This is a genomic window from Rubripirellula obstinata (assembly GCF_001642955.1).
Lineage (GTDB): Bacteria > Planctomycetota > Planctomycetia > Pirellulales > Pirellulaceae > Rubripirellula > Rubripirellula obstinata.
In genome coordinates, this window is record NZ_LWSK01000166.1 from 1 (window position 1) to 10210 (window position 10210).

Below are 10210 nucleotides of genomic sequence, written 5' to 3' on the forward strand. Positions count from 1 at the left end.
ATTGCTACGATCTACACAAGGTGATTGTCACCCACGAGGACGAAGTCCGCGCTGACCGATCGTATCGCACTGGTGTGTTGCGGATAACCATTGCATGCACCGGAGTGGCGGCCGCACACTTTTCTCTCTGCTTGCAAGTCAAATCCCGCCACCTCGGTGATGCTTACCGTTATCCGACTGACTCGCGGACACTTGCTGCCCGCCTCGCGCCCTGCGGGGCACATTCAACGCTCGACCAGCACCGCTTTGCCCCCAACACTCGATCAATACTCAAGTCCTGAATGCCCTGCGGGGCATCAACCGACGCCCGAATCCCAATGCTCAATCAATGCTGACGTGTCGGATGCACTGCGTGGCATAAACCAACGCCTGTCTTTGGTTGCTCGATTTGCCGCTCCTCGCCGAAACTTGCTTGACCAAAGAAACTTTGCTACGATTTGAAACGGGTGATCGTCACCCACGGGGACGAAGTCCGCGCTGACGGACCGCATCGTAATGGTGTTTTGCGGATAACCATTGCATGCACCGGAGTGGCGGCCGCACACTTTTCTTTCTGCTTGCACGTCAAATCCCGCCACCTCGGTGATGCTTACCGTTATCCGACATATGCACCCGTGTGATTTGATGCTGACACAAGCCCATGATTCTGCGATGCTCCACGACCCAACTCTCACGAAGGAAATTTCTGATGCTTGCACGCTTGACTCTTGCAACCCTGCTCTTGCTAGGTGCGACGCTCGCTAACTGCGACGAACCAACTCAAGATCGCATAAAAAACAGGCCATCAAATGCAACTCAAATTAAGACACCGACTGCGATTTACCAAGATGACCCTGTGCCGAATGCGGTAATCGAACACCGCTGCAAGCGGACTTCCGGCGATATGCCTTACAGCATTATTAGAGTCGGTCGCATACACTCAAAGCTTCTTGACTCGCTTCGCTTCTATTCACCTTTGCACGACCCGTTTGCAAAATAGATGCAATTGGGATTTTCTCGGATAACCAACGGTTGCAACGGAGTGGCGGTGGTCGGCGTTTCCGTTTGCTTGCATGGGCATTCCCGCCACCCGCTGAACCGAACCGTTATCCGACTGAGAAATCAGCTACAGCCTTGAAACGCTTGCTCCCACTATCGCTAACCGCCGTTGGTGTCACGGCGTTCCTTGTGTGGACTTGGCTCGGAATGTCCAACATGGACTACCGAGGCAGCGCTGACGGCAGCGGGTTGCAAACCGCTGGCTGGTATTTCCTTGGTATGCCAATGCTTGTTCCCGTCGCTGTGCTTTTCACGATGCCTTTCTCAATGCTTGCACGTCGAGGCAAGGTTCGTTCCGCCTGGGTGACTATGATCCTCTTGCTCGCGACTGCGATTTGGTACACGAGCACTCAATCAACTGCACAAGCTCGACTTGCTTGGGCCCTTGACGTGGACATTCCGCCTGAAGTGACGATATCCCGCTTGCGGCAAATGGATTCGTTTAACGATGGCCCGACTGTTTGGGGAAAACTCGACGCGCCGACTTCCTTCGTCGACAAGGTCGTCGCGAAACGCTCGCTCACTCAGGAGTTTACTCGTGATCACCTTGTGTCTACGATGCGAGACGAATCCATCCCCGAGAATGGGCTAGGCTTTGGTGACGATCGGTTGACCCTGTACTATAACGCTGAAACATCACAGCTGTACTTTGTCCGGAGGTTCTCTGACCCGCGCCCATAAACCCCATGCTTCGGATAACCAACGGTTGCAACGGAGTGGCGGTGGTCGGCGTTTCCGTTTGCTTGCAAGTCTTCACCCGCCACCCGCTGAACCGAACCGTTATCCGAGCGGGTGCGCTGTCGTTCGTGCTTGGCTCCGATTCTCGCCATTTTGTCTGACTTGATCCAACCGCGCCCTGCGGGGCACAACCAAAACTCGGACTTGCTGAACTCGCGATTCATCGATGTTGCGTCCCACTAATTCAAGCACACACAAGCTTTGCGACACCTCGGGCATCCAGACTCCTGCGATCGAACACGCACCAACGCAACTTTCCTCCTCACTGAACTGTGATCCAAACGGTTACATTTACCTGGTCTCACAATGCTGGACTCCGATACAATGATCACTCCGATGGCTAAATCCTGGATGGCGGCGTCCCGCCGTTGTTTTCCCCTGGTGGGGTTCATGCTGGCGACGTCCCGTCGTTGTTTTCCGCTCGCGCGGCGGATCCCCGTTGGCTGCCGTCAACTTTCGCTCACTTCGTAACCAATACCGACGGATAACCATGGGTTGTTCCGGAGCGGGGCTTGCGCGTTTGTTTTTCTGCTTGCACGTCAAATCTTCCCGCCCGGAAAACCCGGACGTTATCCGACTTGGAGAACTGCTTCGCGTCGCGATGCCACATTACAATGCTTTACAAGCCAACGAATGCCACAAATCATCAACCTGGACTTTCCCGAAATCGCTACACGCTTCACCCCTGCGACAGCAACCATTAAACCAGATGGAGACCAGACATCATGCTAAACTGCAAAACCTGGATACCGATCATTGTCTCGCTTGTTGCAACCGTCGCGCACGCCGAGAAACCCAACCTCCCTTCCCCACCAACAGGATTTGAATGGCAATGGTGCGAAGACGTGAGCGTAGGGATACTGAAACCTCACCAATGGCACTACAAAACGGCTAGAAAGAATGCAACGCGTGGGTATTTCATCACACAGGAAAACATTGAAGATACCGGCGGTTTTAATACCGGACTTTCGCTGAATGTGATTCCAGGTGTCGGCATGAAACGCGGGGGAACTGCATCTGAATTTGCAAAGCTATTCATTCAGGAGGCGACCAAGGAAAAAGAATCTGTGCTACTTGTAATTCCTCCGAATCAAGCAGGCCCCGCACAGACATTTGGCTGTCGAATTAAAAAAGACGGCTCGGTAATCCACAACTTCTTAATTGCGGACGACGCTAACGACGTCGTCTACATGTTTATTTACGAAAGCCCAGAACAAGACTGGGAAGAAGCTTGGAGCAAAGGACAAACCATGCTGAGAAAGCTATACATTGATCTTCCTGAGCAATGAAACGGTGCAATTGAACTGGGATTCCACAAAAGCGGATAACCAAGCGTTGCTGACGGAGCGGCGGTGGTTGGCGGTCATGTTTGCTTGCACGCTTTAATCCGCCGCCCGCAGAACGCGGACGTTATCCGACTGAGCCACGGACACATGCTGCCTTCCTCGCGCCCTGCGGGGCACAACCAATGCACGACCAAAACCGCTTGGCCCCAATGCCCGACCAATACTCAAGTGCCGACTGCACTGCGTGGCACAACCAACGCCTGTCTTTGAGTACCCGATTTAACGCTGCCCACCAAAACTTGCTTGAACGACCGCTCTTTGTTACGATCTTCACACGGTGACTGTCACCCACACGTACGAAGTCCGCGCTGACGGACCGCATCGCATGGTGTATTGCGGATAACCATTGCATGCACCGGAGTGGCGGCCGCACGCTTTTCTCTCTGCTTGCACGTCAAATCCCGCCACCTCGGTGATGCATACCGTTATCCGAATGAAGTCCATGTTCGCTACGATCGAAACTGATTTTGTTTCTCTTACCGCTTCGGCGACGTCTGACGATTCCGACGCTTTGTTGCACTCGCTTGCAATGCATCAAGTGAATCCGCAAATCGCTCTTCCGCGTAAGCTTTCGGTTGATGCAGCCCTTGGACTTGTAGTCGAATTGAAGTCAAAAGCTAGGATTCAAAACTTCTCGTTTACGTTGCGTCTCGACAATAGTTGCAAGCCTGGTTCTCCAGAGTCCGGCCAAGGACTCGATGCACAAAACTGGGGCCATTGTGGTGGGACGTTGATGATAGGTACTGAGGACGGGGAATTGCTCCGTGACCGCCACTCGTGGTACGAGCCCGATCTCACGAGCTATTACCCCATTGTCTATTTGCCTGACGGATTTGGTCTCTCTATTCATCGCATTCCTCCTCACGCAGAGCTTAGCTTTCACTTCGTTGTTGCCCATTGCCACCGTGACCTTGGCGACGATGCTACGTGGTTTGCGGTTGACGTGCCTCATGCTACGATGATTGATTCACCCATCGTAAGTCGCATTCTTTTTCAATGCCCGTCATAATTGCGGATAACCATGGATTGTTCCGGAGTGGGGCAAGCGGCGGCTTTGGTGCGGTTTGAACCTTCACTCTCCCCACCCGGAAAATCCGGACGTTATCCGACTGAGCCTGGCATTCATCCATGACGCTACCCGAGCCGACCATCGTCTTTCGATCTCGCAGCTACCCTGCGGCTGACTCGCTGGTCGCCTACTTAGTTGAAGGCGGCATCAAAGCGCATCTGGTTGGTCCTGCAACTCCATTCGGACATTCCCATGCTGGCGATGGGCCAATTTTCGGCACTGTCTATGACGTTCTCGCCGCCGACTGTTCGCCTACTGCAATTGATGACCTACTGCGGACATGGCACCAACTGCAATCCGAAGTTGCTGCATCAAATGACCTGTTCTGCTATCATTGTGGTGATGTGTTGGACGCTCCCAGTACTTCCTGTCCACGTTGCGGCGAATTGCTCGAAACCTCGACTGATGCGACGACATAGACGGCGGATAACCATCGCATGCACCGGAGCGGCGGTGGTTAGCTTTTTCGTTTGCTTGCAAGTCTTTCGCCGCCGCCCGGTGATGCGTACCGTTATCCGACTGAACATGGAGCCGAGCGATCCGTAAGCTGAAATCCGTTTCTGCGTTGCTTGCTGTCACCATCCTCTGTGTTGCCACCGTCAACGCCAGGCGACGCGCACGCGTAGTGTCGTGCTCCAACAACCTGCGAATGGTTGGACTCGCATTCGAGAACTACTATTCGGCGTACAGCCATTTCCCGTCCCCAAGCTACGGAAACCACAGTTGGCGGATTCGATGCCTGCCATTTGTCATGGCCTCACCAATGTATGCGGAATATGACTTTAGCAAGACGTGGGATTCCCCTAGCAACGTCGATCTCGATATTCGCAAATTGCTCGGCAAAGGCGGCAACCTCCATACCTTCAATTACCCGTACGGCATTCCGTGCGGTGGTGCGAACCATCCTTCGACCGTTTCGTATCTAATGATCACTGGCACCAATGCATTCGGTCATTCTGCGGGCTTCCGTCGGAAATCCGAGATCACGGACGGCCTATCCGAAACGATTGCTGCCGCAGAGACTTCTCGTGACGACATTCATTGGCTTTCTCCAGTTGACTTCGAGATGGACACCATGCCCTTTACCGTAGATACTGGGCCTGACTCAATTTCAAGCGATCACCCTAACGGACCAGGTGTGGTCTTTGCGGATGGTGAGGTCTATCGCCTCGATCGTACGATACCACCTTCAACTCTGAAGGCAATGCTTACCATTGACGGCGGCGAAATGATTGATCGCCAAACGCTTGTTCGTGATGGCTGGCTTCACTTACCGTAACCCACAATCGCGGATAACCATGACATGCACCGGAGTGGCGGTGGTTAGCTTTTCTGTTTGCTTGCAAGTCTTTCGCCGCCACCCGGTGATGTCTACCGTTATCCGACTGAAATCTACTCAACTCTGACACTTGACTATTGACGCTACTTCTGGAATTCATTCGTCCTCACGGCTGGCTGCCGCTTTTTGCACTGCTGATCGTCAACTGCATTGTGTCATATCGCTTTGGCGGGCGTGGGTTGTCCGGCATGCTTGTCGTGTGTGGCGTTGCTTACGGGATGCTGGATGCCGCTTGGATCGAAGCGGAAATGTCTCGGCCCGGTTGGGACGGCACCCCGGACCGAGACGCCATTTTCCTTCTCGGTATGTTCCTACGCATATTTTTCCTGTCGACACTCCTGTTTCTGTCCTTCGCGGTCACCCTGTATACTTCAAGCCTGTTCTACGTGCCGTCCCTGCCGGATTCCGAGCAGCACGACGGATAACCATGGGATGCACCGGAGTACGGCTTGCACGCTTTTCCGTGATGGTTGACTTTTCCCTCCGTACCCGGTGATCCCGGTCGTTATCCGACTGAAAACCCTCGATCCAACCAAGGTTGCACGTGCGCATCCTGACGTTCCTTTTCGTTGCCGCTGCATACATTGCTTGCATTGCGTGGCTCGTCCGCGACGCTAGGCGACGAGACACGAACCCGCTGTTTGTCGGCCTTGCATTCGGTTGGCTTGGCCCGGTCGCCTTGCTTGGCTGGTTCGCACTCCGTCCGCCGATCGCCCGCGTGATCGAAACTGCTGACGATTACCTTGACCCTGCCGATGCACTCGAAACGGCGTCGAGACTTGACACGCAAGGCGACTGGGCCGACGCTATCGAACTATACCACTACATCGCAGATCGCTGGCCCGAGCAAATGCCATACGCTTTTGCCTGCATTCGTGAAATACACGGCAAACAGGACTTAGCACGATGACATCTGTTCGACGTTTACTCCGGTGCCCCAAACCTGCGGATAACCAAAGGATGCACCGGAGTGGGGCTTGCGGCTGCTTCCTGATGGTTACCTCTTCCGTCCCCACCCGGTGATCCTAGACGTTATCCGACTTAAACGCGGACACTTGCTCCCCGCCTCGCGCCCTGCGGGGCACAACCAACGCACGACCAACACCGCTTTGCCCCCAACGCTCAACCAACATCGAAATGCCGACTGCCCTGCGGGGCACCAACCAACGCCTGAATTCCAGTGCCCAATCAATGCCGACGTGCCGGATGCACTGCGTGGCATCAACCAACGCCTGTCTTCGGTTGCTCGGTTTAATGCTGCCCACCGAAACTTGCTTGACCGACCGCTCTTTGTTACGATTTGAACTTGGTGATTGTCACCTACGTGGACGAAGTCCGCGCTGACGGACCTCATCGCAACGGTGTATTGCGGATAACCATTGCATGCACCGGAGTGGCGGCCGCACGCTTTTCTCTCTGCTTGCACGTCAAATCCCGCCACCTCGGTGATGCTTACCGTTATCCGACTTAACCATGAACCTTAACGCGATTCGCAACGTCCTTGACCAACTCGACGCGGAGTACGCCATGGGCCTTGGCGATTGTGACCCGAAAACCGCTGCATCGCTCTCTGCGATGGGCCTCCCCTCCGACCTCAATGACCTTTTCACTCGTCACTGGCCGCAAACACCAGGCCGTGGTCACGCTGGGCCATTCCGCCTGCGGTCGACGGCACAGCTCGTGTCGCCCTTGAACACCGACGACCTTGTTCCACGTGGATTGTTTTCCTTCGCATACGCTGGAAACGGCGATACCGTTGCACTTGAACTTGGAATCTCCGGCTATCCGACGCTCATATTTGACCACTGCAACTGGGGCGACGAACTTGACGACTTACGGTCTATCGCCGTTGGGCTTACACTGACCCTGCCTGACTTCTTCCACCGTGCTGCAAATGATCCCGATATGCCGGGCGACTACTGGGAAATACGCCATGCACTCGACGCGCACGGATAACCATCGCATGCACCGGAGCGGCGGTGGTCAATCTTTCTGTTTGCTTGCAAGTCTTTCGCCGCCGCCCGGTGATGCGTACCGTTATCCGACTGAGCCGCGGACATTTGCTGCCCGCCTCGCGCCCTGCGGGGCACAACCTAAGCACGACCAATAGCGATTTGCCCCCAACGCTCGATCAATACTCAAATCCAGACTGCCCTGCGGGGCATCAACCGACGCCCGAATTCCAGTGCTCATTCAATGCTGACGTGCCGGATGCACTGCGTGGCACAACCAACGCCTGTCTTTGGTTGCTCGATTTAATGCCGCCCACCGAAACTTGCTTGACCAACCACTCTTTGTTACGATTTCAACACGGTGATTGTCACCCACGGGGACGAAGTCCGCGCTGACGGACCGCATCGTAATGGTGTTTTGCGGATAACCATTGCATGCACCGGAGTGGCGGCCGCACACTTTTCTCTCTGCTTGCACGTCAAATCCCGCCACCTCGGTGATGCATACCGTTATCCCACTAGGTGCGCGGTCTCTCCGCTTCAATGCCGAACGTTCGATCGTTTGCTACCCCACCCATCGAGACTCGTTACGTCGGATCGCTTGCTTGGTCACTCCTTCTCCGATCGTGCTGATCGCTCGCTGACTCTATCTCCGCTGTGCCCCGGCCCAAACTCCGCTTCAACGCTTGATCCTTTACTTGCACGAAGGTCGCGACGACTCGATTCGCCGCTAGCCTGCTTTTCCGCTTCAACGCTTAGCTGTGCGACTCGAATCCACGCGACCTAAAACCGCTTCACCAGCTTCTGGATTGTGTACTTGCACGTTTTTCCCCGCTTCACCTCCCCCAAGCGAACGGAATGTCGCCGATGGGATTTTTTCCCACTTCTTTAAGGCATCCCATCGCCGACATACCGTTCGCTTGCTGACCGCTACTTTGCTAGCACCGGCCGCCATCCCGCTGCTTGCCTTTGCGCTGATCCCGACGCTACACTCTAGCCTGTGCACCAACGCTCCATCCAGCATGGCGACGTCCCGTCGTTCTTTTCCAACGCATTGATCATGCTCGATTCAATGCAAAGGGATAACCAAAGGATGCACCGGAGTGGGGCTTGCGGCCGTTTCCTGATGGTTACTTTTTCCGTCCCCACCCGGTGATCCTAGACGTTATCCGACCGAGAGCACCCGGTTTACGCTTTACGCTTCAATCAAACACAAGATGCAAATTCAGGATTGAATGTTCCGCCAGAACTCCGGTTCCAAGGATTTGAATTTTTCCTAACCTCGAACGACTAAGATGATTCTAAAACTTCCCTCGAATTCAACCTGCACTCCCTCCCCATAATCGCGGATAACCATGCGATGTTGACGGTGTGGCGGCAACGCTGTGTCCTCTGCTTGCAAGTCTTCTCTCGCCACCCGCAAATCGCTACCGTTATCCGACTGATCCTTAAGGCCACAACCCTCTCTTGAAAGACCAACGAAATGAACGCATTGTTGATGCCTGCCAATCCAACTGAAAGTCACGCCGCGAAGCACCGAGCTTGGTGGTGGCCTTGCCTCGCTTCGATTTCCGCGGTCTTCGCCTTCATCTTCATGGTGACCGGCTTGCAGCTTCCGATACCGGCTAGCACGGACGTTGTCGTTCCAGGGCTCCACATTGCCTGGGCCATATTTGATACGCCGCCTAACTTCGACTTCACATACCTTGCGTTGCAAGGACTGCTTTATGGAATTGCTCTTTCATATGCCAACCGTCTTGGACGGCTCACTACTGGCTTTTGCGCCGTCTCGGCTTTTCACTTTACCTGTTTCCTGACGTGCTCCAGCATTGCCGCTTCTATCCGCAACTGGATTTGAAGGTCCGTCCAGGGAAACGGATAACCATTGCATGCACCGGAGTGGCGGCCGCACGCTTTTCTCTCTGCTTGCACGTCAAATCCCGCCACCTCGGTGATGCATACCGTTATCCGACTGAGCCGCGGACATTTGCTGCCCGCCTCGCGCCCTGCGGGGCATAACAACGCACGACCATTACCGCTTTGCCCCCATTGCTCGACCTACACCGAAGTGCCGACCGCCCTGCGGGGCACCAACCGACGCCTGAATTGCAAAGCTCGACCAAACCCGAAGAGCCGGATGCACTGCGTGGCATCAACCAACGCCTGCCATCGGGCTCTCGATTTAATGCTGCCTGCCGAAACTTGCCTTGCCGGCCGCTCTTTGTTACGATTTCCAAACGGTGATGGCCACCCACGGGGACGAAGTCCGCGCCGACGGACCGTATCGCGATGGTGTATTGCGGATAACCATTGCATGCACCGGAGTGGCGGCCGCACGCTTTTCTCTCTGCTTGCACGTCAACTCCCGCCACCTCGGTGATGCATACCGTTATCCGACTGGGCCGCGGACACTTGCTGCCCGCCTCGCGCCCTGCGGGGCACACCCAACGCACGATCAACACTGCCTTGCCCCCAACGCTCGACCACCATCCAAATGCAGACTGCCCTGCGGGGCATCAACCGACGCTCGAACTCCAATGCTCAATCAATGCCGACGTGCCGGATGCACTGCGTGGCACAACCAACGCCTATCTCTGGACACTCGATATACTGCTGCTCGCCGAAACTTGCTTGAACGACCACTCTTTGCTACGATCTTAACATGGTGATGGTCACCCACGGGAACGAAGTCCGCGCCGACGGACCGCATCGCAACGGTGTATTGCGG

At 55.1% G+C, this 10210-nt stretch carries 16 protein-coding genes; all 16 read left to right on the top strand.

Features of this window, described 5'->3' with window-relative positions; translation table 11 throughout:
• Window positions 1-20: 20 nt before the first annotated feature.
• The 16 genes from RC85_RS27730 to RC85_RS27755 all read left to right on the top strand — a co-directional run bounded on the left by RC85_RS27730 (window position 21) and on the right by RC85_RS27755 (window position 10151).
• Window positions 21-281, top strand: coding sequence for a hypothetical protein (locus RC85_RS27730; protein WP_149753361.1), 261 nt, complete (start codon window positions 21-23; stop codon window positions 279-281).
• 165 nt (window positions 282-446) lie between these two features.
• Window positions 447-620: a hypothetical protein gene (locus RC85_RS27735; RefSeq protein ID WP_162273249.1), complete on the top strand. Its 174-nt coding sequence runs from the start codon at window positions 447-449 to the stop codon at window positions 618-620.
• Between the two features lie 493 nt (window positions 621-1113).
• On the top strand, window positions 1114-1719 hold the full coding sequence (locus RC85_RS23440) for a hypothetical protein (protein ID WP_149753359.1): 606 nt from the start codon (window positions 1114-1116) through the stop codon (window positions 1717-1719).
• Between the two features lie 782 nt (window positions 1720-2501).
• Window positions 2502-3065, top strand: coding sequence for a hypothetical protein (locus RC85_RS23445; protein WP_068267177.1), 564 nt, complete (start codon window positions 2502-2504; stop codon window positions 3063-3065).
• A 390-nt stretch (window positions 3066-3455) separates the two neighbouring features.
• Entirely contained in the window at window positions 3456-3587 is a 132-nt protein-coding gene (locus RC85_RS28920) for a hypothetical protein (RefSeq protein WP_261340491.1), read from the top strand.
• A complete protein-coding gene (locus RC85_RS23450; protein WP_157594040.1) occupies window positions 3565-4131 on the top strand; it encodes a hypothetical protein in 567 nt (188 codons plus the stop codon). The genes RC85_RS28920 and RC85_RS23450 overlap by 23 nt, the downstream gene beginning before the upstream one ends.
• 119 nt (window positions 4132-4250) lie before the next feature.
• The gene (locus tag RC85_RS23455) at window positions 4251-4610 is read left to right on the top strand and encodes a hypothetical protein (protein WP_068267179.1); all 360 of its coding nucleotides are present in this window, start codon (window positions 4251-4253) and stop codon (window positions 4608-4610) included.
• Window positions 4597-4737, top strand: a complete 141-nt coding sequence (locus RC85_RS27740) for a hypothetical protein (RefSeq protein ID WP_162273250.1) — start codon at window positions 4597-4599, stop codon at window positions 4735-4737. Before RC85_RS23455 ends, RC85_RS27740 begins: the two co-directional genes overlap by 14 nt.
• A 19-nt stretch (window positions 4738-4756) precedes the next feature.
• Window positions 4757-5470 carry a DUF1559 family PulG-like putative transporter gene (locus RC85_RS23460; RefSeq protein ID WP_162273251.1) on the top strand — a complete coding sequence of 238 codons (714 nt, stop codon included), beginning with the start codon at window positions 4757-4759 and terminating at the stop codon, window positions 5468-5470.
• A gap of 137 nt (window positions 5471-5607) precedes the next feature.
• Entirely contained in the window at window positions 5608-5955 is a 348-nt protein-coding gene (locus RC85_RS23465; RefSeq protein ID WP_068267181.1) for a hypothetical protein, read from the top strand.
• A 119-nt stretch (window positions 5956-6074) separates the two neighbouring features.
• Window positions 6075-6440, top strand: a complete 366-nt coding sequence (locus tag RC85_RS23470; protein ID WP_235033526.1) for a hypothetical protein — start codon at window positions 6075-6077, stop codon at window positions 6438-6440.
• A gap of 399 nt (window positions 6441-6839) precedes the next feature.
• Window positions 6840-7001 (top strand): hypothetical protein, encoded by a 162-nt coding sequence (locus tag RC85_RS27150; RefSeq protein ID WP_157594041.1) that lies wholly within the window; start codon window positions 6840-6842, stop codon window positions 6999-7001.
• Between the two features lie 2 nt (window positions 7002-7003).
• Window positions 7004-7486 carry a hypothetical protein gene (locus RC85_RS23480; protein ID WP_068267183.1) on the top strand — a complete coding sequence of 161 codons (483 nt, stop codon included), beginning with the start codon at window positions 7004-7006 and terminating at the stop codon, window positions 7484-7486.
• Window positions 7487-7843: 357 nt separating this feature from the next.
• Window positions 7844-8269, top strand: a complete 426-nt coding sequence (locus tag RC85_RS27745) for a hypothetical protein (protein ID WP_149753206.1) — start codon at window positions 7844-7846, stop codon at window positions 8267-8269.
• Window positions 8270-9300: 1031 nt separating this feature from the next.
• Complete coding sequence (locus tag RC85_RS27750; RefSeq protein ID WP_162273252.1) at window positions 9301-9501, top strand: hypothetical protein; 201 nt, start codon at window positions 9301-9303, stop codon at window positions 9499-9501.
• 221 nt (window positions 9502-9722) lie between these two features.
• Complete coding sequence (locus RC85_RS27755; RefSeq protein ID WP_162273253.1) at window positions 9723-10151, top strand: hypothetical protein; 429 nt, start codon at window positions 9723-9725, stop codon at window positions 10149-10151.
• Window positions 10152-10210 lie beyond the last annotated feature (59 nt).

What these genes read in the sequence shown, in the direction of transcription:
- RC85_RS23450 (WP_157594040.1), top strand. Translation starts at nt 3,565, where the DNA reads ATGTTCGCTACGATCGAAACTGATTTTGTTTCTCTTACCGCTTCGGCG.
- RC85_RS23445 (WP_068267177.1), top strand. Translation starts at nt 2,502, where the DNA reads ATGCTAAACTGCAAAACCTGGATACCGATCATTGTCTCGCTTGTTGCA.
- RC85_RS27740 (WP_162273250.1), top strand. Translation starts at nt 4,597, where the DNA reads ATGCGACGACATAGACGGCGGATAACCATCGCATGCACCGGAGCGGCG.
- RC85_RS23455 (WP_068267179.1), top strand. Translation starts at nt 4,251, where the DNA reads ATGACGCTACCCGAGCCGACCATCGTCTTTCGATCTCGCAGCTACCCT.
- RC85_RS23480 (WP_068267183.1), top strand. Translation starts at nt 7,004, where the DNA reads ATGAACCTTAACGCGATTCGCAACGTCCTTGACCAACTCGACGCGGAG.